This window comes from Nocardia sp. NPDC046763 (assembly GCF_040645495.1).
Classification (GTDB): domain Bacteria; phylum Actinomycetota; class Actinomycetes; order Mycobacteriales; family Mycobacteriaceae; genus Nocardia.
This window is the reverse complement of record NZ_JBEYYI010000053.1, coordinates 1-21,260: the sequence shown is the minus strand read 5'-3', so window position 1 is coordinate 21,260 and position 21,260 is coordinate 1. Positions and strand designations below refer to the sequence as shown.

Sequence of the window (21,260 nt, the reverse complement as noted above, 5' to 3'; positions counted from 1 at the left end):
TGCGCCTGGATGGCGGTGGTGCCCTCGTACAGCGAGTCGATCTTGGCGTCGCGGATGTACTGCTCGATCGGGTAGTCCTGCAGGAAGCCGGAGCCGCCGAAGGTCTGCAGCGAGTCGGTCAGGTACTGGTAGGCCCGCTCCGAGCCGACACCCTTGACGATCGGCAGCAGCAGGTCGTTGACGCGGAACGCGGTGTCCTTGTCGGCGCCCGAGACCAGCTCGGCGATGTCGGCGTTCTGGTGCGCGGCGGTGTACAGGTACACGGCGCGCAGGCCCTCGGCGTACGCCTTCTGCATGGCCAGCGAACGACGCACGTCCGGGTGGTGGGTGATGGTGACGCGCGGGGCGCCCTTGTCGGTCATCTGGGTCAGGTCGGCGCCCTGCACACGGGTCTTGGCGTACTCGAGCGCGTTCAGGTAACCGGTCGACAGGGTGGCGATGGCCTTGGTGCCCACCATCATTCGCGCGTTCTCGATGACGTCGAACATCTGCGCGATGCCGTTGTGGACCTCGCCCACCAGCCAGCCCTTGGCCGGAACACCGTGGCCGCCGAAGGTGACCTCACAGGTGGCCGAGACCTTGATGCCCATCTTGTGCTCGACATTGGTGACGAACACGCCGTTGCGCTCACCCAGGGTGTCGGTGTCGAAGTCGAAGTGGAACTTCGGTACGTAGAACAGCGACAGGCCCTTGGTGCCCGGGCCGGCGCCCTCGGGGCGGGCCAGCACCAGGTGCATGATGTTCTCGAACAGGTCGTCGGAGTCGCCCGAGGTGATGAAGCGCTTGACGCCCTCGATGTGCCAGGAGCCGTCCTCCTGCTGGATCGCCTTGGTGCGGCCGGCGCCGACGTCGGAGCCCGCGTCGGGCTCGGTCAGCACCATGGTGGCGCCCCAGTTGCGGTCGGCGATCTTCTGAGCCCACTTCTTCTGCTCATCGGTGCCGTTGTTGTAGAAGACCTGCGCGAAACCCGCACCGGCGGCGTACATCTGAGCCGGCGGGTTGGCGCCGAGAATCATCTCGCTCAGGGCCCAGCCGATGACGGAGGGGGCGCCGAGGCCACCGAGCTCCTCGCGGACCGGAACCTTGGACCAGCCGCCGTCCTCGAGGGCGCGGTAGGACTTCTTGAAGGAGTCGGGGAGAGTGACCGTGTGGGTCTCCGGGTCGAAGGTCGGCGGGTTGCGGTCGCCGTCGACGAACGAATCCGCCAGTGGGCCCTCGGCCAGGCGACGGACCTCGTTCAGCATCTCCTTGACGGTGTCGGCGTCGAGGTCGCCATAGGCGCCCGCGTCGAGCAGCTTCTGGATGCCGAGGAACTCGAAGAGGTTGAACTCGAGGTCGCGAACGTTGCTCTTGTAGTGACCCATGGTCGTACTCACTCTCCATTGAGATGGGTGCGGTTCGGTGTGTGCCGTTCCCGCCCGTTAGGTCTCCACCGGGTAGACACCGTAAAGCAGCGCTACTGGCGGGTAACTTATGCGCCATGTTACCGACCGGTAAGAGGTGCGCCAAGGTCATCACGGCCGAATGTGACTGAAAGCACGCGAGTTGCCGGAACCCGGGTTGCCGGGCCCATCGCGGCCTGGTTGATCGAGGTCCGGCGGCGGTGCGGTCCGCCGGTGTGCCGTGTGAGCCCGGTCCGTGCCCCTGATTACGGTGCCCATATGCGCATCGAGACGAGTGCCGGACCGGCGGAGGTGGAGATCGAGCGGCGCGGGCGGGCGAGGCCGCGGTTCCTGCTGGTGCTCACCCATGGCGCCGGCGGCGGCGTGGATGCGAAAGACATACTGGCCCTATGTGATTCGGCGGTGCGAATGGGCGGCGCGGTGGCGCTGGTGACGCAGCCGTACCGGGTGGCAGGGCGGCGCGCGCCGGGCAAGGCCGATGTTCAGGACGCGGCGTGGCTGGAAATCATTGCGGCACTGCGGAAGAAGGTGCGTGGGGTGCCGCTGGTCCAGGGTGGGCGCAGCAATGGCGCGCGGGTGGCGTGCCGGACCGCGCGCGCGGCCGGGGCGCGGGGCGTGATCGCGCTGTCGTTCCCCCTGCATCCGCCGGGCAAGCCCGAGAAGTCGCGGCGCGAGGAGCTGCTCGCTCCCGGGGATATCGAGGTCGTCGTGGTCAACGGCGCCCGCGACCCGTTCGGCATCCCGGAGGCCGCCGACGCGACCGAGGTGCATGTCATTGCGGGACAGGCGCATTCGTATCGGGCGGGGTTCGAGGAGATCGTCGCCGTGCTCACGCCGTGGCTGGAGCGCTGGTCCGCGAGCTGAAGGCCGGGCCGGGTCAGCGCGCTCTGCCCAGGTAGCCGAGAAGATCGTCAACCAGGTCGGCAGGGTCGGCATGGCCCTTGCCGTTCGCGTCGAGGTGGCCCGAGGAGGCGAGGTCGGCGGCGCCGTGGGCCAGGGCACGGACCAGTGCGGCCATCCGTTCGGTGTCCCCGCCGGGCAGGCTGCCCGCGGCCTGCGCCTGCCCGACCAGGGCGATCAGGGCGTTCTGTGCATCGCGGCCGGTTTCGGCGAGCTCGGGCGTCTCGTCGGCCCAACGGCCGAAGACGAGCTTGAAGCGGGCGGGGCGCTCCAGCGCCCAGGCGATATAGCCGTGCAGGACCCCGCGCAGCATCTCGACCGGTTCCGGGCGCTCCTGGACGATGCGGGCGAAATCCACTGCGCGCTCGGACAGTTCGCGGGCGGCAACCGCCGCGAGCAGGGCTTCCTTGTTGGCGAAGTGTTTGTAGGGCGCGTTGTGCGAGACGCCCGCGCCATTGCCGACCTCGCGCAGCGTGACGGCCTCGACCCCGCCGGCGTCGAGCAGGCGGAGTGCGGAATCGAGCAGCACGGTGCGGGTGGACGGCGGCATCGGTCCATCGTAGTAGGCGGTTGACAACGTCAACCAGCGCGCCTAGGTTGACGTTGTCAACCTCTGAGGAGTGGGTATGGACCGGGGAACAACCGCCGTCGTCACGGGCTCGACGAACGGCATCGGAGAAGCGATCGCACGACAGTTGGCCGGTATGGGAGCGGAGGTGGTGCTGGTCGGGCGGGACCGCGGCCGATTGAACGCCGCGCAGGAGCGGATCCGGACGGCCGTTCCACGGGCCGTGCTGCGGAGCGAACTCGCCGACCTGTCACTGCTGGCAGACGTGCGTCAGCTCGCGGATCGCCTGTGCGACAGCCGGATCGACATTCTGATCAGCAATGCGGCCGTGGTCGCCGACCTCGGCGACCGTACGCCCGAGGGCCTGCAGCGCACGCTGGTCACCAATCATCTGGCGCCGTACCTGCTGCTGCGCACACTCGGCGAGAACCTCGCCGACACAGGACGATCCGCGCGACTGGTGGTGGTCGGGGCCTCACCCACGGCCTTGCGGCGAGTACCCGCCGACCTGGACGATCTGGGTTTCGAGAATGCGCGGGCACTCGGATTCCCGCCCAGTTTCCGGCCTTTCGTGGCTTACGGGCGTACCAAGAACATGAACGCGATGTTCGTCTACAGCCTCGCCGAGCACCTTGCGGGCACGGGCGTCACCGTGAACGGCGCGCACCCGGGCATCATCCGGCACACCGGGCTGGGCCGGGAATCCGCGCACGGGCTGCTGCGGGTCTTCGCCTGGTCGCAGTGGATCAATCCGATGCTGCCCGGTCCGGATACCGGGGCGGACACACCGGTCTGGCTGGCCACCTCGCCGGACCTGAACGGCATCACCGGGCGATTCTTCGTGCGCCGCAAGGATGTTCGGACCGCCGTGCACACCACCGACCCGGACCGCCGCGCACGGCTGTGGGCGGAGAGCGCGCGGCTCGCCGGAATGGCGGTCCGCAACTAGCGAGGGCCGCCGTCAGAAGAGGTCGAGCGAAGGCGGCTGCGGGGCCTCGAGGGCGAGCGGCTCGTCCTGGGGTTCCGGCGCGGGCCGGGTCGCCACCACCAGGGCGTCGATGGCGTCGCGGTCCTCGGTGGGGCGGTGCACGCGGTCGGCGATGCGGATGCGGATATCGGGCTCGGCGGGGGACAGGTCGGCGAGGATATCGGCCGGGGTGAAGGTCCGGGCCGGATCCTGCTCGCCGCCATAGCCTTCCGTCAGATTGAGGGTGTCATTGCCGATCACCAGCAGGGTGCCCTCGGGGGAGAGCATCTCGGTCGCGCGCAGCAGCAGGGCGCGGCGCTCCGCGGCGGGCAGGTGCAGGAAGGCGAGCAGGATGAGCTCGTAGGGTCCGGTGATGCCGGCGGCGTCCAGCCGCGTGACATTCGCGTGGATCCAATGGATGCGCCCGCGCACCGAGCGCGACAGCCGCGCCGCGACGGTCCGGCCCTTGTCGATGCCGGTCTGGGAGAAGTCGACGGCGTCCACCCGCCAGCCGTGGGTGGCCAGCCACAGCGCGTTCCGGCCCTCCCCGCACCCCAGGTCCAGCACCCGCGGCAGCTCCGGCCGCGGCTCGCCGATCCCGCCGCCGACCGGCGCCCGCCGCTCCAGCCCGAAAACCTGTTCGACCACCGTGGCATTCGGAGGTGCGCCCCACACCAATTCGGTATTGGCGTAGTGCTCGTCCCATTCGGCGGCATCCATGGAGACGAGTCTATGAGCTGTGCGCCGAGACGAGAGTCTCATCGGGTTTCAGGAGCGCAGCCCCTGAGAGTTGGGTTCTCTACAGCGTGGTGTGCATCAGCAGCACGTTGTACTGGCTGTGGACCGTGGTGAGGAAGTACAGGTCACGCCCGGTCTGGTACGGGAAGATGTACGGGGCGTACGCCGTCGGCAGTTCCCGCGTGTCGATGAGCACCGACGGTGCGCTCCACGGTCCCTCGGGACTCGGCGAGGTGTACATGACCACCGAGTTCCACGGATCCGTGGTGAGCATGACGTACTGGCCCAGGTAATCGTTCCACTGCACCGACATCTCTGCCACGCCGCCGCCGATCACCGGCTGCGCCGCATTGACGTCCTTCTGCCACTTGCCGCCGTCCCAGTACTCGTACGCGCCCATATCGGTGACCGCCCCCTCGGGGACGCGGGCGATATAGGCCGGGTGATTGCGGCCGGACGCGGTACCGAACTCGTAGAGGAACCCGTTGCGCTTGACGAAGGCGTTCATCTGGAAGTTCGAGTTGCCACCGTCGTCGGGGCGGCGGGTGGCGGGCAGCTCCATCCAGTTCTCGCCATTGTCTCCGGACACCGCGAGGCTGGAATAGTTGGTGGTCCACTGGCCCACGTCATCCCAGCTCTTCACCGACATCAGGCTCATGAACTGGGTGCCGCCGACCGAGATGCCCGCGGTGGGGATGCGGCTGATCTCGATGAACGGAATCTTCGGGCTGGGGATCAGATCCCGTGCCTGGCCGAAGATGTCGCGCACCACCGAGTCGAAGTAGATGCCGTTCGCGGGGTCCTGGGTGTGTGAGCGCACCAGGATGTTCGAACGCCACGCCCAGGTGCTGCCGACCAGCAGGTTCGGCAGGCCCAGGCCGGCGGTGTCACCGAATGCGGTGAGCATCTCGCCGTTCCCGTCGTCCCACATGATGCCCAGGTCGGTTCCGAGCACGTTGTAGTTCTGGGTGTTGTTGGGGCTGGCCATTCCGGTGACCTGGAAGACCGCCTTGGTGCGGCCTGGCAGCTGCGGCAAACCGTTCGTGCCATTCAGCACCGGAATCGGGTTGATTGCGTTCGGATTGGCTGCGGCCGGCATGGTCATGGTAAGGAGCACGGCCGTGGCACCTGCTATCGCGGAAAGCAGCAGCGGGGCGGTCTTGGTCAATGCGGTGCTTCCTCCGGGTCTCGCCGAATAATGCGCGGACCACACCGTATGTGACGGGCCGCACAATGCGTTCGACTCGCTGGCAAATTGTGAAAATGCTAACAGCGATACCCGAATTTCGGGGCTTGCAAACCGCTTTGTTTGCCGTGAATTGGCTTACTTTCCATTCCTACCACGGTCGAGCGCCTGCTTAAGGATCAGCGGCAGCTGCGTGGCGCGTTCCACGGCCAGGGTCCGGCGCACCGACGCGTGCCAGGATCGGTCGAACAGTTTCTTGGCGCTCGCCACCGCCTGCGGGGAGCGCGCGGCGATGCGGTCGGCCAGTTTCTCGGCGGCTGCGCGCGGGTCGGCGGTGACCTCGGTGACCAGGCCGATGCGCGCGGCGTAGGCGGCGTCCACCGGGTCGGCGGTCATGGTGAGCAGCAGCGCTTGATCGAGGCCGATGAGCCGGGACAGGGTGGCCGCGCCGGTCATGTCCGGGATCAGCCCGTGCTTGGCTTCCATGACCGCGAACTCCGAATCCGGTGTGACGAACCGGAAATCGGCGGCCAGCGCGATTTGCAGGCCGCCGCCGTAGCAGCGCCCGTGCACCACGGCGATCACCGGCTGCGGCAGTCGCCGCCAGGCCCAGCAGGCCTCCTGGAAGGTGTTGGTGCCGCGCCACGGCAGTGGGATGAAGTTGCGCACCACGTCCAGCGGGTTGCCCATGGCCTTGGCGATATCCAGACCGGAACTGAAGCTGGGGCCGTTGCCGGACAGGATGACGGCGCGGATGTCGGAGCGCTTCCCGATGATCCCGGCGACCTGGACCAGCTCGTTCAGCATCTCGATGGTCAGGCCGTTGTGCTTGTCCGGCCGGTCCAGGGCCACGTACGCCCGGTCGCCGTCGAAGGTGAGGGAAACGTTGTGGCTCACGGTCTTTCCTTATCCGAGCTGGTTCAGGAGCAGGCGTGTGCAGCCGGCCGGATCGTCGTAGAAGGGCGTGTGGCCGCTGCCGTGCAGGGTGACGTGCCGCGCGCCGGGCAGTTCCGCGCGGGCGCGCCGGGACTGCGTGGCGTATGTGAGCAGAATGTCACGGTTGCCCCAGGCGATGGTGATCGGGATATCGCCGAAGGCGGTGCGGTCGGGGAGCCGGAAGTCGGTGAAGGAGGCCAGCGCGGCATCGAAGCCCGCCGCGCCGAGCAGGCCCTCGACGGTGTCGACGGCCACCCGGGCGTCGATCGCCCAGGGCTTGCCGAACACCAGACCGAGGAAAGTGGAACGGCCGACGGCGTTTCCGAGCACCGCGGGCACGGCCGGGCGCAGCACCCTGGAGAGCTGTTTGGCGCGGCCCAGTGCCTGCTGGCACCAGACGCGGCCCGCGGTGTCCCAGAACGCGATGGGGGAGTAGGCGGTGACCGAGCGCGCCAGGCCCCGGGCGGCCAGGTCCAGCACAATGCCGCCGCCCATGGAATTACCTGCCAGATGCGGATTCTCGATGCCCTCGGCGGCGAGGAAATCGACCAGGGCATCGGCGAGGGTGGAGACGGTGGTGTGCTCAAGCGGCGCGCTGTCGCCGAATCCGGGCAGGTCCACCGCGATCACATCGAAGGACTCGGCCAGGGCGCCGATGATCGGCTCCCACACCTGCCAGCGGCTGCCGACGCCGTGCACGAGCACGAGGGGGTCGCCGCTGCCGGTCCGGTGATGGTTCAACTTCGTCATGCGCGGCTCTCCCCTGTCCTGGTCCCTGCGAGTTTCACCCTACAGTCGTTGACGTGTCGCCAACAGGCGGGAAAATTCCCCGCCGGCGGTACGATAAAAGGTATGGCAACCCGGAAAGTGACACTGTCGCTGGACGAGGCGGCCTGGTCCTATGCACAGGATGCCGCCGCCCGCGCGGGCATGTCGCCGTCGGCGTGGATTTCCCGCGCCGCGCGCCGCGAGGCCGTGCGGCTGGGGTGTGGCCCGGTGCCGGACCCGGTCGAACTCGCCGCGGCCGACGAGGCGGAAAAGCTTGCCGCCGAAAAGGAGCTGCGTGCGCAGGGGTGAACTCTGGGTCTACCACCCGCACGGCACCACCCGAACCCGCACCATCATCCTCATCTCGAGCGACGGCATCAACGAGTCGCCGCGTCCCTGGCTGATCGCCGCCGAGGTCGAGGCCGGGGATCCCCAGGACATCCTGGCCGTGCCCATTCCCGGCCACGGCTGGGTGCACGCCGGCAATCTGGGCCGCATCTATCGTGGCTGGTTGGACCGTCGCATCGCCGAAGTCGACACCGAAACGGCCGAGCGAATCGACACAGCGCTGCGCGCCGCCATGGATCTGTGAGAGGGTGCCTGCGGCAGTTCTCCCGTCGAACCTCGAGAGTAGAGGCACCAGTGCGCATTTCCTTGTTGGCCGCCGCGCTCGTCGCGCTTCCCCTGCTGGCCGCGTGCGGCGGCAGCGGCGACAAGCCCGCCGATGTCACCCAGGCTGATGTGTCCAAATCCCTGCAGGCCGGCGGTCTCGAAGCCAAGTTCGCCGACTGCGCCGCGAAAGTCTTCGTGGACCAGGGTATTTCGCAGGACGGACTGCGTCGCATGATCAAGAACGACGCCAAGTCCGGCAATGTGACGGATATGGAGTCGGCCGGCATGAGCAAGGACGACACGGACAAGGCGCAGGCCGCCGCCACCAAGATCGTCACCGCCTGTATGCAGTCGGCGCAGTAGCGCTGCGGTCGCTGCGGAGCGCGATCGCCAGTGGCCTTGGTGGCCTGCGGTTTTCGATCTCCGCTTGTTAACTCCCGGGTGCCGGTGTGCAATCTCAGAATCGACCGGGATCGGCCCGGGGTCCGGGAGGGATCACAAATGCGGAAATCCGTCGTCGTGGTGGCGCTGCTGGCGCTGCCGCTGCTGTCCGCGTGCAGCAATGACCAGAAATCGGCCAACCCCGCCACCACGACGCCGCCGGCGGTGACGGCCACCTCGGCGGCCGCGACCAGCGTGTCCGGCGCGCCCGCCACCTCGTCCGGGGCGACCTCCAGCCCGGGCGGCAGCGCGCTGACCGCCGACCAGATCTCGAAAGCCTTGCAGGACAAGGGCAAACTCAGTCAGCAGACCGCGGACTGCGTCGCCAATATCTACCTCCAGGAAGGCCTGTCCGACAGCGGCATCCAGAAGATCATCGACAGCGCCAACGGCACCAACCCGGCCAAGGTCAGCCTCGGCACCGAGGATCTGATCAAGGCGGGAAAGGCCACCAAGCGAATCGCCACGGAGTGCGTCAAGTAGTGCTGTGACATGCGGAAAGCCATGCATGTGACATACGGAAAGGCCCCCGTCCATCGGACGGGGGCCTTTCACGTGGAGCCGGTGACGGGAATCGAACCCGCAATTCGACCTTGGGAAGGTAGCGTGTTGCCACTACACCACACCGGCGCGGTCCTGCTTGCGCACGCGACTCTATCAGACCACTTCTCTTCCGGTGCAACTTCTCGGAACTCCTCGCAGGTCGCGGGCGGAGTGAGCGCGGGTGTGTCGGGCCCCGGGTGGTTCCCCGTGTCGTGGACGACGCGCCGAAGATCGCAAAGCTCTTTCGCGGAACCAGTCGGTTCCGCCTACGGGCGGTCGTAGACTGGCCCGCAGGGTCGAAAACCCGTCCACCACAGGAAGTTTGGATGCGCTGAACGGTAGCTGAAGCGTGCGCTCGGTGCTCCTGCTCGGCGGTCGAGGAGGACGTATGACCGCGGTGCCCGCTCGTGAAGTTCCCGAGCTCGAACCCGTGCGGCCATTTCCACGGCGGATGGGGCCCCAGGGGTCGTATCTGTGGAAGGCCATCATCACCACCGATCCCAAAATGCTCGGGAACATGTACCTGTTCACGGCCATGGCGTTCTTCCTGGTCGGCGGCCTGATGGCGCTGCTGATGCGGGCCGAGCTGGCGCGGCCGGGCATGCAGTTCCTGACGCCGGAACAGTTCAACCAGCTGTTCACCATGCACGGCACCATCATGCTGCTGTTCTATGCGACGCCCATCGTCTTCGGATTCGCCAATGCGGTGCTGCCGCTCCAGATCGGCGCGCCGGATGTCGCCTTCCCGCGGTTGAACGCGCTCAGCTACTGGCTGTACCTGTTCGGGGCCACCATGGCCACCGCCGGATTCGTCACGCCGGGCGGCGCGGCGGACTTCGGCTGGACCGCCTATACCCCGCTCAGCCTGGCCGAGCACGCACCGGGCGTGGGCGCGGACCTGTGGATCATGGGCGTCGCGGTGTCCGGCGTCGGCACCATCCTGGGCGGGGTCAATATGATCACCACGGTCATCTGCCTGCGCTGCCCGGGCATGACCATGTGGCGGATGCCCATCTTCACCTGGAATATCCTGGTCACGAGTGTGCTTGTGCTGCTGGCGTTTCCGATTCTCACCGCGGCACTCATGGGCCTCGAGGTGGACCGGCACCTGGGCGGGCACATCTACGACTCGTCCAATGGCGGGGCCATCCTCTACCAGCATCTGTTCTGGTTCTTCGGGCATCCCGAGGTCTACATCGTGGCGTTGCCGTTCTTCGGCATCGTGACCGAGATCTTTCCGGTGTTCAGCCGCAAACCGCTGTTCGGCTACACCACGCTGGTGTACGCGACGCTGGCCATCGGCGCGCTGTCCATCGCGGTGTGGGCACACCACATGTACGCGACGGGATCGGTGCTGCTGCCGTTCTTCTCGTTCATGACCTTCCTCATCGCGGTGCCGACAGGGGTGAAGTTCTTCAACTGGGTCGGCACCATGTGGCGCGGGCAGCTGACCTTCGAGACACCCATGCTGTTCTCGGTCGGCTTCCTGGTCACCTTCCTGTTCGGCGGGCTCTCTGGCGTCATCCTGGCCTCGCCGCCGCTGGACTTCCACGTCTCCGACACGTATTTCGTTGTGGCGCACTTCCATTACGTGCTGTTCGGCACCATCGTGTTCGCCACCTTCGCCGGCATCTATTTCTGGTTCCCCAAGATGACCGGGCGGCTGCTGGACGAACGGCTCGGGAAACTGCATTTCTGGACCACGTTCCTGGGTTTCCACACCACGTTCCTGGTGCAGCACTGGCTGGGTAACCAGGGCATGCCGCGCCGCTATGCGGATTACCTGCCGAGCGACGGATTCACGACGCTCAACACCATTTCCACCATCGGCTCGTTCATCCTCGGATTCTCGATGATCACGTTCGTGTGGAATGTCTTCAAGAGCTACCGCTACGGCGAAGTGGTGACCGTCGACGACCCGTGGGGTTACGGCAATTCCCTGGAATGGGCCACCACCTGCCCGCCGCCCCGGCACAACTTCTACGAACTGCCGCGTATCCGCTCCGAGCGCCCGGCATTCGAACTGCACTATCCGCACATGGTCCCCCGCATGCGCGCCGAGGCCCACGTCACCTGGGGTCTGCGTAAACCGAAACAGGTCATCGAGGTGTCCACGCCGGAAAACCCGCCGGTAGAGCACTGATATTTCGCGGCCTTGGGGGCCGCGAACCGCCCGGAGCGAAGCGGAGGGCAAAATGGCACAGTGCTGCTTAGTGATCGGGACATCCGCAAGGAAATCGCCAACGGACGTCTCGGGGTCGAGCCGTTCGACGAGAAGCTGGTGCAGCCGTCGAGTATCGATGTGCGGCTGGACAGTCTGTTCCGGGTGTTCAACAACACCCGCTACACGCATATCGACCCGGCGCAGCGGCAGGACGAGCTGACCACCCTGGTGGAACCCGCCGCGGGTGAGCCGTTCGTGCTGCATCCCGGCGAATTCGTGCTCGGCTCCACGCTCGAGGTGTGCTCGCTGCCCGACGATCTGGCCGGCCGGCTGGAGGGCAAGTCCAGCCTCGGCCGCCTGGGCCTGCTGACGCACTCCACCGCGGGTTTCATCGATCCCGGATTCAGCGGGCACATCACGCTGGAACTGTCGAATGTGGCGAACCTGCCGATCACTCTGTGGCCCGGCATGAAAATCGGGCAGCTGTGTCTTATCCGGCTCACCAGTCCGGCCGAGCACCCGTACGGCAGTGCCGCGGCGGGATCGAAATATCAGGGTCAGCGGGGGCCGACGCCGTCGCGGGCCTACCTGAATTTTCCCGCGTCCAAGTGAGTTGCATTACGGGGTAGCGGTTTCGACCCGGCGCTCGGCGGAATTGCGCCGCTGCCTGGACAGTTGGCCGTCGTTCGTGGCGCGAATACGCCGTCCGATGGGCGGGTACAGCGGGTGTACGGATGGCCCGGCACGTCGTAAGGTGGCGACGACGGGTGTGTGTCGACGAGATGGGCAGCGGGATGAGTTCGGTTCTGGGAGTTTCGGTGGGGGCGGGCGCGGTTCGTGTCGCACGTCCGTTCACCGGGGATTCCGCCGAGCAGGCCGCCCGCAATTTCGGCGCCCCCCCGCAGCAGCGATACGCCCGCGCCCGCAGCGGATTCGACGGCCCGCCGGACGCGTTCGACGTGCAGGCGGTGCCGGTCGGGGAACGCCGGGTCGACGAGCTGGTCGCCGATGCCGTCGGGGCGGTGCTCGCCGCGGATTCGCGGATCAGCGCCACCGCCATTGCCTACCGGGACGAGAATCACGCGCGGGCCATCCGGGCCGAGCTGGCGCGGCGGCAGTTCACCAATTACGAGCTGGTGCCCGACGTGGTGGCGGCGCTGGAATTCCTCGAATACTCCGGGGAGCTGCAGGGTTTCGGCACCGTCGCACTCTATGACCTAGGCGCGTCCGGGTTGTCGGTGACGGTCGTCGATACCGGCACCCGGCAGGTCTGCTTCAGCGAACGCACCAGCGATATCAGCGGTGACTATCTCGACGCGCTGATCCGCGAACAGCAGATCGCCTCCGGGCGAATCGCCCATCCGCCGGACCACACCGGGCTCATCGCGCTCGACAAGCTCTGCCGCGAGGCCAAGGAGCAGCTCTCCAGCAGCAGCGCGGTGGCGCTGCCCTCCACCGAGGGCCTGGTGTTGCTGTCGCAGGAGAACTTCGACGCCCTCATCATGCTGGCCGTCGAATCCTCCGCCCGTATGACGCGCGATGTCATCCTGCGCTCCGAGCAGCCCGTGCAGGCGGTCGCCCTGCTCGGCGGCTGCGCCCAGATTCCGCTGGTGGCAAAGGTTTTGCGACGCTGGCTGGGCATCCCCGTCATCGTCCCGGCCGCCCCTGACACCGTGGTCACCCGCGGCGCGGCCATGCTGGCCCGCCCGGTGCTGCACCGGCCCGCACCCGCGCCCTTCCCTGCCGCCCCGCGCGAGGACGCCGGACCCACATCCCCGGAGCCCAGCCAGTCCTGGCCGGCTCGCCCGGGCTCGGCGGAGAAGTTCGGTCGCCGCCGCGAGATCAGCCTGGCCGGTGTCGCCGTCGGCGCGCTCGTCGTGGTGGCCGCCATCGGCATCACCCTCGGCTGGGGACCCCAAGTCCTGACCCATGATTCGCAGCGCCAGGACGCCGTTACCAGCTCCGTCCCGGCCAGCACCACCCGCTCCTCCAGCGAACCCGCGATCGCGTCGCCCACCACCACCGCCATCGACGCCACCAACGAGTCCCTGGCCGCACCTCAGCCCCACACCTACCCCACCACCACCCCCGAGGCCCCCGCCACCACGCCCGGCCCGAACACCATCACGATCATCCCGGGCCTCCCGCCCGTGGTCGTCCCCACGCTCCCCCCGCTCTTCCCGCCGGCCCCGCCCGCGCAAGCCCGCTGACGGCCCCGCCCGCGCAAGCCCGCTCCGCCCCGGAGCCCCCCATCTCGAAAACCGTTGCGAGCCAGCCTCAACGGCTGTCTCCCTGGGGGTTCGGGGGCGAAGCCCCTGAGCGTTTCGAGAGTTGAAAGAGCCGAGTCCGCCCCGTCGACTGCCAGGAGGGGCGGACTCGGTGGTGCGAGGACCGGCTGCGTTCAGTCCTCGCCTTCCGCTCCCACCGCCAGAGCTGTCGTAATGATCGCCGACAGGGGTGGGAGTTTGGAATCACGTGCGGGTGGCGTCACCCAGTGGCAGCCCTCGCGTGTCCAGCGGCCGAGGCCGGTGGGGAGCATGACTGCGCTGCCGATGGCCGGAATGCCGATATCGAGCCGGTTGAGCACCGCCATGACCTGTTCGCCGGGCCGCGAATCCGGTTCGGCCAGAAAGCTCCAGCGAATCTGCCGGGCCAGCATGGGTCCGCCGCGGCGCTGCTGTTGCAGTGCGCCGCGCACCATTTCGGCCCGCGCGACCGGTAGGTGCACCACCCCGATCTGCGCGGTGACGGGAAGCATGACGAATCCGCCGCGTTCGCTGACCGGCAGCCCGAACTCGTGCCGGTAGTAGGAAACCCAGTCTTCGACTGTTCTGAGCTTGTCCGCGTTCACGTCCCCGCCTCCTTCCCCCAGTCACCAGGGTCTCGTGCCGGGGGCCGCTGTGAAAACGCCCGCACGCCCGCATTCCGCTGCCTTTCCGCCGCCACTATTACCGGTGCGTATAACGCCTGGTACCGAGAAGGTTTCGGATGTGGTCGCGGCCACTCTCCACTCGTACCCTGGAGTTCGGAGTTCGTTCGGAAGGGATGGCACCGTGGTCCGGCACTGGTCAGGCAAAGAGGCCCGGGCCCTCCGCGATGCCAAACGCATGAGTATCCGGGAGTTCGCCGCCCACCTGGGTGTGCACGAACGACTGGTCTCGAAATGGGAGGCCGGGGGCGATCGGGTGCATCCCCGCCCCATCAATCAGGCCGCCCTCGATACTTCCCTTGCCAGGTCCGACGATGTTGTGCGGGCACGGTTCGCGGCCTTGATCGACCAGCCCTTGATCGACCGCCCCGCCGTTCCCGGTTTCGATGTGCGCCAAGGCGGTTCCGAGATTTGGAGCGGGATGCCAGCGCAGGCCAGTTATTCCAGCGACGCGGAACTGCTGGCACTCGTCGATACGGGTGCGATGAGGGGCGATGCGTTAGCGGCGATTTCGGAGAGGGATCTGATCATGGCGGCTGCTCACGAAGCAAGCGAGCACGCGGGGAGGGCCGAGGGCACCAATGTGGGTGCGACCCTGCTGGAACAGCTCGATGCGGATGTCACGCGCATCGCCAACGATTACGTACACATGCCGCCGGTGCCGATGATGGTGGAGATGCTGCGGGTGCGGCGTCGGGTGTACCGGTTGCTGGAAGGCCATCAGCGTCCGTCCGATACGGCGCATCTGTACCTTTTGGCGGGTACGTTGTCCGGTCTGCTGGCGAATGCCAGTACGGATCTGGGCTATTTCGACGCCGCCGGTGAACAGGCAAGGGCCGCTTGGGCTTACGCCGAACTGTGCGAGCACGATCCGTTGCGCGCCTGGACCCGCGGCATGCAGGCGCTCATCGAGTACCGGTCCGAACGGCCGCGTCGCGCGGTCCTGCTGGCCCAGAGTGGCCAGCGCTACGCCGAATCCGCGACCTCGCGGGTGCGGCTGCTGAACATCGAGGCCCGCATCTGGTCGCGGCTGGGCAGCACCGCCGACGCCGAGCGCTGCATCCGCGCCGCCGACGACGCCCGCGACGGCGAATCCAGCGACAACCTCCACGACGATGTCGGCGGCGTGTTCGGGTTCAACCAGCCCAAGAGCCACTACTACGCCGGCGCCACCTACATCCATCTGGGTCGGGCCGAGCTCGCCCTGGACGCCACCAGCCGGGCCATCGACCTGTACGTGAACGGGCCGACCGACAAGCGCTCCTACGGCGCGGAGTCGCTGGCCCGGGTGGACAATGCGGCCGCTCACCTGATCAACGGCAGCCTGGACGGCGCCGCGGCCGCCCTGGAGCCGGTGCTGGAACTGGACGAGGACAAGCGGATCGCGCAGTTGGAGGAACGGCTCAGCGCGGTGCGTCAGCGGCTGGCCGGTCCGGAATTCCGGGACGCCGGTGAAGCGCAGGACCTGGACGAGAGGATCGAGGACTTCTGCGGCTCCACCGCCGCCCGTAGCGTGCTGCCGCCCGATACATCGCGCTGAGGTTCGCGGCCGTCTCGATTCTGGACTGTGCTCCGCCTCCCCGCGCTGGCAGCGGGGGAGCGAAGCGGAGGAGGGAAGAATCGAGACCTCGGGGCCGCCAACCCGCCCGGAGCGGAGCGTAGGGCAAATTGGATACTGACGGGGTGAGCCCATCGAGTCACCTTCCGCATCGGTCCCCGCGCGTCCTGGAACAGTCCACCAAACTCCAGAACGTGCTCTACGAGATCCGGGGCCCGGTACACGCACACGCGGCACGGTTGGAGGCCGAGGGGCACCGGATTCTGAAGCTGAACATCGGCAATCCCGCGCCGTTCGGATTCGACGCGCCCGACGTCATCATGCGCGACATGATCGCGGCGCTGCCCTACGCGCAGGGTTACTCGGAATCCAAGGGCATCCTGCCGGCCCGGCGGGCCATCTTCACCCGCTACGAATTGGTACCCGGCTTCCCGGAATTCGATGTGGACGACGTCTACCTGGGCAACGGCGTCTCCGAGCTGATCACCATCGTCATGCAGGCGCTGCTCGACAATGGCGACGAGGTGCTCATCCCCGCGCCGGACTATCCGCTGTGGACGGCCATGACCTCGCTCGCGGGCGGCACCCCGGTGCACTACCTGTGCGACGAGTCCAATGGCTGGCAGCCGGACATCGCCGACATGGAATCCAAGATCACCGACAAGACCAAGGCGATTGTCGTGATCAACCCCAACAACCCCACCGGCGCGGTGTACTCCGCCGAGGTGCTGCAGCAGGTGGTGGACCTGGCCCGCAAGCACCAGCTGCTGCTGCTGGCCGACGAGATCTACGACAAGATCCTCTACGACGGCGCCAAGCATGTTTCGCTGGCGACGCTCGCCCCGGACCTGCTGTGCCTCACCTTCAACGGCCTGTCCAAGGCGTATCGGGTGGCGGGCTACCGCTCGGGCTGGCTGGTCATCACCGGTCCCAAGGATCACGCGGGCGGCTTCCTGGAGGGCATCGACCTGCTGGCCTCCACCCGGCTGTGCCCGAATGTGCCCGCGCAGCATGCCATTCAGGTGGCACTGGGCGGCCATCAGAGCATCGACGATCTGGTGCTGCCGGGCGGGCGGCTGCTCGAGCAGCGGGATGTGGCCTGGGAGAAGCTCAATACCATTCCGGGCGTTTCGTGCGTGAAGCCCACGGGCGCGCTGTACGCGTTCCCGCGGCTGGACCCGGAAGTCCATGAGATCCACGACGATTCGAAGCTGGTGCTGGATCTGCTGCTGCAGGAGAAGATCCTGATGGTGCAGGGGACCGGGTTCAACTGGCCGCATCACGACCATCTGCGCATCGTCACGCTGCCGTGGGCGCGGGACCTGTCGGTCGCCATCGAACGGTTCGGCAACTTCCTGGCCAGTTACCGGCAGTAACTTCCGGTCGGAAATATTTGACGGCAAGGCTCATGGGGATTCCCGTGAGCCTTGCTGACCTGCGCTTATATCGCTTTGTCCGGTAGTGGACACGGTCTCCAGGGGTTTGTGGCGCAGGTAGGACCCTGGCTAAAACCGACCGCAGGTACGAGAAAGTTGGGTTTTTAGAGACTTAGCTAGCGCAAAGATCCGTCTTTTGTGTACAGTGGTCCTCGGCACTCAGAGTGCCCGGTCGGACCGCCTACCCCCCCTGGGCCGTCCGGCCCTGGTTGGCCGGCCTACCCCCCCTGGGCCGCTGACCCGGGCGGCGGAGACATCCCCCTGCTCTCCGCCGCCCCTCCCGCAATCCCACCTCCCCGAGTCTTCAGCGGACGGCTGAGAGCCGTTGTCGGATTTGCATCCGTGCCTGCGTTGGGAGCCGAAACCATCTTGGACGTACCCGGTGAGTTACCCCGAACGTTGCGAGATCGGTTGTCGCCTCGGGGATCGGGAAGAATCTTCGCCTGACGGTCTGGGGAGAACCTCTCAGCATGTCAGGAATGGTTTCGTTTAGGCTCGCCGGGTGAGCGATCACCAGCACTCTCATCATCATCATGACCACTCCGGGCCCATTGCTATCGGGACCAATGCGGCCCGGGTTGTCGTCGGGCTATTGGCGGTGATCGGGGTGGCGGTGGTTGTGGGGCTGGTTTGGCTTTGGCCGAGTACTCAGCATGTCGATATTCCGTTGCCCATGCAGAACGGGGGCGGGGGTGCGGTGCACTCCGAGGCGGGGACCGTGGTCAAGCAGGATCTCGGGCCCTGTGGGGATGTGTCGAATGGGAAGGTCTTCACTGTTGAGCCGGAGTTGCTCGCGGCGGCGCAGCGGCAGTGTGCGCGCAGTGTGATCTCGATCGACTCGGGGGCGGACAAGGGGAGTTGGACGGTTTTCGTCAATTCGCCTACGCCGGATCAGCCGAATTTGAGTGTGGGGGACAAGATTCGGATTGTGCCGCAGGCGGCGCCGAAGACGCCGCAGGATCCGGGTGGGGGCACGCTGTACTCGTTCGATGATTTCGCGCGTGGGTTGCCGTTGAGCATCATCGGGATCGTTTTCGCGGTGGTCATCATCGCGGTGGCGCGGTGGCGCGGGTTGCGGGCGTTGATCGGGCTCGTCATCGCGTTCGGGGTGTTGGTGATGTTCCTGCTGCCGGCGCTGCTGGACGGGAAACCAGCGATACCGGTGGCGTTGGTCGCGGGGGCGGTGATCCTCTACTCCGTGTTGTATCTGGCGCACGGCGTGAATCTGCGCACCAGTTCGGCATTGCTGGGGACGCTGACCTCGATGGTGCTGGCGGCGGTGCTGTCCTGGGTGTCGTTGAAGGTCACCCATCTCACCGGGTTGTCCGAAGAGCAGAACACCAACGTCGCCGCCTACATCCAGCACGTGAGCATTACCGGGCTGCTATTGGCCGGGTTCATCATCGGCTCGCTCGGTGTGCTCAACGATGTCACCATCACGCAGGCCTCGGCTGCCTTCGAGCTGGCGGCGCTGGACCAGAAGGCCAACCGCCGCAGCATTTTCTCCGCGGCCATGCGGGTCGGCCGGGACCATATCGCCAGTACCGTCTACACCCTGGTGCTCGCCTACGCCGGTGGGGCGCTGCCGCTGCTGCTGCTGTTCAGCGTGGCCGGACGACCCATGCGGGATGTGCTGACCGGCGACGCGGTGGGGATCGAGATCGCGCGGTCGGCGGTCGGCGGTATCGCGCTGGCCCTGTCGGTGCCGCTGACCACCGCCATCGCGGTGCTGCTGGCCCGGCCGCTGGGCGCCAAGCCGGCCGAGGTGCGCGCGAGTGCGGGCGCCGAGCGGACGCGAAGTGCGGGGGCGCAACGGAATACGCCGCGCCGTCCGGGTGGGGCGCGCACCGGATCCCAGCCCGCGACGCGTCGTGCCGGTGATCCGCGGACCGGATCTCAGCCGGCCGCGTCGCGCACCGGATCTCAGCCCCGCACCGGATCGCAACCGGTGGTGCGCCGAGGTGGTGAACAGGCCGCACCGTACAGCGGTGAGCAGCGGGTCGTGCCGAGAACCGATGCACCGCAGCGGGATTCGTGGACCGGTGAACAGCCCGTCGCGCGAACCGGCGTACCGCCCGGTGCTTCCGGTGGGAGTGAACCGCCGACGGTGCCGAGAACCGGTGTAGTGCAGCCGAATCCGAATCCGCCGGAGGAGCGGCAGTACACGACCTCGTCGTGGTTCAATCCGAGCGAGCCGTGGTCGGATTCGGGAATCCGGGGCCAAGCCCGGCAGCCGGATCAGGGCTTCTCCGATGATCAGGGGTGGCCACCCGAGCCGCCGCGTGGCGGACGGCACTCCCGGCCCTGATTTCTGGGCGGAAGAGACCGCGAGCGGCAATCGTCAGAGCGTGTTCCGCGCCGCCTCGCAGAGTGCCGACACGCCGTCGGCATCCGTGGCGAAATGATCGAAGCCACTGGGCACTCCGAATTCGGCGAAGGAGACCTCGGAGTCGGACTGAGGGCGGCCGGGCACCGGAATGCGCACGGCCGCATGCAGATCGCGGGTTCCGGTCAACTCGATCACCCGGCGGGCATTGTCGGCCCGCAGGCCGCCACACGCCATCACGTCGATGCGGCCATCGGCCAGCGTCACCAGCCGGGCGATCAGAGCCGCGCCGTCGAGCACCGACTCCTGGCGGCCCGAGGTGAGCAATCGGGTGAAGCCCAGCTCCAGCAACTGATCGAAGCCCGCATACGGATCCGCGCACACGTCGAACGCGCGGTGGAAGGTGACCTCCAGCTCGTCCGCGGCGGCCAGCAGCTCGGTATTGGCGGCCGGATCGACATGGCCGTCCTCGTCGAGGACACCGATCACCACCCCGTGCGCACCCGCCGCCCGCACCCGCTCGATATCGGTGCGCATCAGCGCCACCTCGTCGGCAGAATAGCGGAAGTCGCCCGGCCGCGGCCGGATCAGCACGTGCACCTGGGTATGCCCCGCCGCCTCGACCGCCGCCTCGATGAGTGCCGGCCCGGGCGTGAGTCCCCCGACCGTCAGCCCCGCACACAATTCCACCCGTGCGGCTCCCGCCTGTTCGGCGATCCGGACCCCGCCCAGAGACTCCACCCCGATCTCGACCCGCACCGCCCGCGCATCCGTCATACCTTGCAGTATGGCGAACTCCGGCCCGTCATGTTGCCTGAGATTAGCCAACGGGCCGCGAATGGCCCGTGAATTGCCGCCGCAGCGCCCGCTGAATCGGCGCGAACGGGCTGGTAGGCGACGCGAACGACGAAGGCGGCGCTACCGGGTTGGTAGCGCCGCCCTCGTCAATCAGGTTCGGCTGCCCGCTGTTTCGGGCCGGGGCCTAGTTCTTCCGGCCCGGAGCCTTCATGCCCGACTTGAAGCCGAGGCCACCCGGCTTGGCGGCCGGCGGCTTGGCCGCGCCATTGCCCTCCGACGTGCCATTGCCCTCCGACGTGCCATTGCTCGCCGGTTCGGCCGGTTCGGCCGGAGCGGCGGGCTCGGCGGCCGGAGCGGCCTCGGCCGGAGCCGAATCCGCCGGAGCCGCAGGCGCTTCCGGAGCCTCAGCGCCGGGAGCCTTCGGGCCGGGTCGCTTGAGGCCGGACTTCATGGCCAGGCCCTTGGCCGCGATGGACGGCTTGGCCTCGGCGGCCGGGGCCGGAGCCTCGGTGGCCGGGGCGGCGGCTGCGGCCGGTGCGGTGGTCTCGGCCGGAGCGGCCTCGGCGGCGGGCTTGGCGCCCGGGGCCTTGGCGGCGCCCTTCATCTGGAGACCCTTGCCGCCGGGAGCCTTGAGGCCGCCCTTCATGGCGAGCCCGCCCGGCTTGGCGGCCGGAGCCGCCGGAGCCTCGGTGGCCGCCTCGGCGGGAGTCGCAGCCGCGGAGGCGGATTCGGCGGCGGGAGCCTTCGCACCCGGCGCCTTCAGGCCGCCCTTCATCTGCAGACCCTTGCCACCCGGAGCCTTGGCCGGGCCCTTCATGGCCAGGCCCTTGGCCGCAGCGGGAGCCGCGGTCGCCTCGGACGCGGCCTCGGCCGCAGGCGCCTCGGCGGCCGAGGCGGGAGCCTTCGCGCCCGGGGCCTTCAGGCCGCCCTTCATGGCCAGACCCTTGCCGCCGGGAGCCTTGAGCCCGCCCTTCATGGCCAGACCGC

20 protein-coding genes, 1 tRNA gene and 2 pseudogenes are annotated in these 21,260 nt (G+C 67.7%); 12 read left to right on the top strand and 11 right to left on the bottom strand.

Features of this window, described 5'->3' with window-relative positions; all coding sequences use genetic code 11:
• Positions 1–1,364 (bottom strand): acyl-CoA dehydrogenase family protein (locus ABZ909_RS42165; RefSeq protein WP_357011770.1); only part of this gene is annotated, 1,364 nt, incomplete at its 3' end.
• A gap of 297 nt (positions 1,365–1,661) precedes the next feature.
• On the opposite strand from ABZ909_RS42165, the gene ABZ909_RS42160 reads away from it, so the two are divergent.
• Entirely contained in the window at positions 1,662–2,267 is a 606-nt protein-coding gene (locus ABZ909_RS42160) for an alpha/beta family hydrolase (RefSeq protein ID WP_357011766.1), read from the top strand.
• Positions 2,268–2,280: 13 nt separating this feature from the next.
• Here ABZ909_RS42160 and ABZ909_RS42155 read toward each other — a convergent pair whose 3' ends face one another.
• Positions 2,281–2,853, bottom strand: a complete 573-nt coding sequence (locus ABZ909_RS42155; RefSeq protein WP_357011764.1) for a TetR/AcrR family transcriptional regulator — start codon at positions 2,851–2,853, stop codon at positions 2,281–2,283.
• 76 nt (positions 2,854–2,929) lie between these two features.
• Here ABZ909_RS42155 and ABZ909_RS42150 point away from each other — a divergent pair, with 76 nt between their 5' ends.
• Positions 2,930–3,820 carry an SDR family NAD(P)-dependent oxidoreductase gene (locus ABZ909_RS42150; RefSeq protein ID WP_357011762.1) on the top strand — a complete coding sequence of 297 codons (891 nt, stop codon included), beginning with the start codon at positions 2,930–2,932 and terminating at the stop codon, positions 3,818–3,820.
• A 12-nt stretch (positions 3,821–3,832) separates the two neighbouring features.
• On the opposite strand, the gene ABZ909_RS42145 is transcribed toward ABZ909_RS42150, so the two are convergent.
• The 4 genes from ABZ909_RS42145 to ABZ909_RS42130 all read right to left on the bottom strand — a co-directional run bounded on the left by ABZ909_RS42145 (position 3,833) and on the right by ABZ909_RS42130 (position 7,448).
• The gene (locus tag ABZ909_RS42145; RefSeq protein WP_357011760.1) at positions 3,833–4,558 is read right to left on the bottom strand and encodes a class I SAM-dependent methyltransferase; all 726 of its coding nucleotides are present in this window, start codon (positions 4,556–4,558) and stop codon (positions 3,833–3,835) included.
• Positions 4,559–4,637: 79 nt separating this feature from the next.
• Complete coding sequence (locus tag ABZ909_RS42140; RefSeq protein ID WP_357011768.1) at positions 4,638–5,681, bottom strand: DUF4185 domain-containing protein; 1,044 nt, start codon at positions 5,679–5,681, stop codon at positions 4,638–4,640.
• A gap of 219 nt (positions 5,682–5,900) precedes the next feature.
• Positions 5,901–6,659 (bottom strand): crotonase/enoyl-CoA hydratase family protein, encoded by a 759-nt coding sequence (locus ABZ909_RS42135; protein ID WP_357011758.1) that lies wholly within the window; start codon positions 6,657–6,659, stop codon positions 5,901–5,903.
• 9 nt (positions 6,660–6,668) lie between these two features.
• The gene (locus tag ABZ909_RS42130; protein ID WP_357011756.1) at positions 6,669–7,448 is read right to left on the bottom strand and encodes an alpha/beta hydrolase; all 780 of its coding nucleotides are present in this window, start codon (positions 7,446–7,448) and stop codon (positions 6,669–6,671) included.
• A 102-nt stretch (positions 7,449–7,550) separates the two neighbouring features.
• Here ABZ909_RS42130 and ABZ909_RS42125 point away from each other — a divergent pair, with 102 nt between their 5' ends.
• The 4 genes from ABZ909_RS42125 (at position 7,551) to ABZ909_RS42110 (ending at position 9,002) form a co-directional block, all read left to right on the top strand.
• The gene (locus ABZ909_RS42125) at positions 7,551–7,775 is read left to right on the top strand and encodes a hypothetical protein (protein WP_040862373.1); all 225 of its coding nucleotides are present in this window, start codon (positions 7,551–7,553) and stop codon (positions 7,773–7,775) included.
• Positions 7,762–8,058, top strand: coding sequence for a hypothetical protein (locus tag ABZ909_RS42120; RefSeq protein ID WP_357011754.1), 297 nt, complete (start codon positions 7,762–7,764; stop codon positions 8,056–8,058). Before ABZ909_RS42125 ends, ABZ909_RS42120 begins: the two co-directional genes overlap by 14 nt.
• Positions 8,059–8,108: 50 nt before the next feature.
• Complete coding sequence (locus tag ABZ909_RS42115) at positions 8,109–8,441, top strand: hypothetical protein (RefSeq protein WP_354841288.1); 333 nt, start codon at positions 8,109–8,111, stop codon at positions 8,439–8,441.
• A gap of 138 nt (positions 8,442–8,579) precedes the next feature.
• Complete coding sequence (locus ABZ909_RS42110) at positions 8,580–9,002, top strand: hypothetical protein (protein ID WP_357011751.1); 423 nt, start codon at positions 8,580–8,582, stop codon at positions 9,000–9,002.
• A 73-nt stretch (positions 9,003–9,075) separates the two neighbouring features.
• Here ABZ909_RS42110 and ABZ909_RS42105 read toward each other — a convergent pair.
• A tRNA-Gly gene (locus ABZ909_RS42105) sits at positions 9,076–9,149 on the bottom strand.
• Positions 9,150–9,450: 301 nt separating this feature from the next.
• Here ABZ909_RS42105 and ctaD point away from each other — a divergent pair.
• The 3 genes from ctaD to ABZ909_RS42090 all read left to right on the top strand — a co-directional run bounded on the left by ctaD (position 9,451) and on the right by ABZ909_RS42090 (position 13,436).
• The gene (ctaD, locus tag ABZ909_RS42100; protein ID WP_357011749.1) at positions 9,451–11,205 is read left to right on the top strand and encodes a cytochrome c oxidase subunit I; all 1,755 of its coding nucleotides are present in this window, start codon (positions 9,451–9,453) and stop codon (positions 11,203–11,205) included.
• A 60-nt stretch (positions 11,206–11,265) separates the two neighbouring features.
• Positions 11,266–11,838: a dCTP deaminase gene (dcd, locus tag ABZ909_RS42095; protein WP_357011747.1), complete on the top strand. Its 573-nt coding sequence runs from the start codon at positions 11,266–11,268 to the stop codon at positions 11,836–11,838.
• Positions 11,839–12,020: 182 nt separating this feature from the next.
• Positions 12,021–13,436, top strand: a complete 1,416-nt coding sequence (locus ABZ909_RS42090; protein WP_357011746.1) for an Hsp70 family protein — start codon at positions 12,021–12,023, stop codon at positions 13,434–13,436.
• A gap of 191 nt (positions 13,437–13,627) precedes the next feature.
• On the opposite strand, the gene ABZ909_RS42085 is transcribed toward ABZ909_RS42090, so the two are convergent.
• Together ABZ909_RS42085 and ABZ909_RS42080 are read right to left on the bottom strand one after the other, a co-directional pair.
• Positions 13,628–14,077: a hypothetical protein gene (locus tag ABZ909_RS42085; protein WP_357011744.1), complete on the bottom strand. Its 450-nt coding sequence runs from the start codon at positions 14,075–14,077 to the stop codon at positions 13,628–13,630.
• 217 nt (positions 14,078–14,294) lie between these two features.
• Positions 14,295–14,552 (bottom strand): hypothetical protein, encoded by a 258-nt coding sequence (locus ABZ909_RS42080; protein WP_357011742.1) that lies wholly within the window; start codon positions 14,550–14,552, stop codon positions 14,295–14,297.
• Between the two features lie 132 nt (positions 14,553–14,684).
• On the opposite strand from ABZ909_RS42080, the gene ABZ909_RS42075 reads away from it, so the two are divergent.
• The 3 genes and pseudogenes from ABZ909_RS42075 to ABZ909_RS42065 form a co-directional block, all read left to right on the top strand.
• Complete coding sequence (locus tag ABZ909_RS42075) at positions 14,685–15,695, top strand: ABC transporter C-terminal domain-containing protein (RefSeq protein ID WP_357011740.1); 1,011 nt, start codon at positions 14,685–14,687, stop codon at positions 15,693–15,695.
• 143 nt (positions 15,696–15,838) lie between these two features.
• Positions 15,839–17,089 carry a pyridoxal phosphate-dependent aminotransferase gene (locus ABZ909_RS42070; RefSeq protein WP_357011738.1) on the top strand — a complete coding sequence of 417 codons (1,251 nt, stop codon included), beginning with the start codon at positions 15,839–15,841 and terminating at the stop codon, positions 17,087–17,089.
• A 562-nt stretch (positions 17,090–17,651) separates the two neighbouring features.
• Positions 17,652–18,902 (top strand): annotated as a pseudogene (locus tag ABZ909_RS42065) (YibE/F family protein); the annotation flags it as partial.
• A gap of 588 nt (positions 18,903–19,490) precedes the next feature.
• Here the strand turns inward: ABZ909_RS42065 and ABZ909_RS42060 are convergent.
• Both ABZ909_RS42060 and ABZ909_RS42055 read right to left on the bottom strand, forming a co-directional pair.
• Complete coding sequence (locus tag ABZ909_RS42060) at positions 19,491–20,252, bottom strand: copper homeostasis protein CutC (RefSeq protein WP_357011736.1); 762 nt, start codon at positions 20,250–20,252, stop codon at positions 19,491–19,493.
• A gap of 205 nt (positions 20,253–20,457) precedes the next feature.
• A pseudogene (locus ABZ909_RS42055) lies at positions 20,458–21,260 on the bottom strand (Fe-S oxidoreductase); the annotation flags it as partial.

Bases quoted from the DNA above. Each gene is read 5' to 3' on its own strand.
- ABZ909_RS42160 (WP_357011766.1), top strand. From the start codon at position 1,662: ATGCGCATCGAGACGAGTGCCGGACCGGCGGAGGTGGAGATCGAGCGG.
- ABZ909_RS42155 (WP_357011764.1), bottom strand. From the start codon at position 2,853: ATGCCGCCGTCCACCCGCACCGTGCTGCTCGATTCCGCACTCCGCCTG.
- ABZ909_RS42150 (WP_357011762.1), top strand. From the start codon at position 2,930: ATGGACCGGGGAACAACCGCCGTCGTCACGGGCTCGACGAACGGCATC.
- ABZ909_RS42145 (WP_357011760.1), bottom strand. From the start codon at position 4,558: ATGGATGCCGCCGAATGGGACGAGCACTACGCCAATACCGAATTGGTG.
- ABZ909_RS42140 (WP_357011768.1), bottom strand. From the start codon at position 5,681: ATGACCATGCCGGCCGCAGCCAATCCGAACGCAATCAACCCGATTCCG.
- ABZ909_RS42130 (WP_357011756.1), bottom strand. From the start codon at position 7,448: ATGACGAAGTTGAACCATCACCGGACCGGCAGCGGCGACCCCCTCGTG.
- ABZ909_RS42125 (WP_040862373.1), top strand. From the start codon at position 7,551: ATGGCAACCCGGAAAGTGACACTGTCGCTGGACGAGGCGGCCTGGTCC.
- ABZ909_RS42110 (WP_357011751.1), top strand. From the start codon at position 8,580: ATGCGGAAATCCGTCGTCGTGGTGGCGCTGCTGGCGCTGCCGCTGCTG.
- ctaD (WP_357011749.1), top strand. From the start codon at position 9,451: ATGACCGCGGTGCCCGCTCGTGAAGTTCCCGAGCTCGAACCCGTGCGG.
- ABZ909_RS42090 (WP_357011746.1), top strand. From the start codon at position 12,021: ATGAGTTCGGTTCTGGGAGTTTCGGTGGGGGCGGGCGCGGTTCGTGTC.
- ABZ909_RS42075 (WP_357011740.1), top strand. From the start codon at position 14,685: ATGGCGGCTGCTCACGAAGCAAGCGAGCACGCGGGGAGGGCCGAGGGC.
- ABZ909_RS42060 (WP_357011736.1), bottom strand. From the start codon at position 20,252: ATGACGGATGCGCGGGCGGTGCGGGTCGAGATCGGGGTGGAGTCTCTG.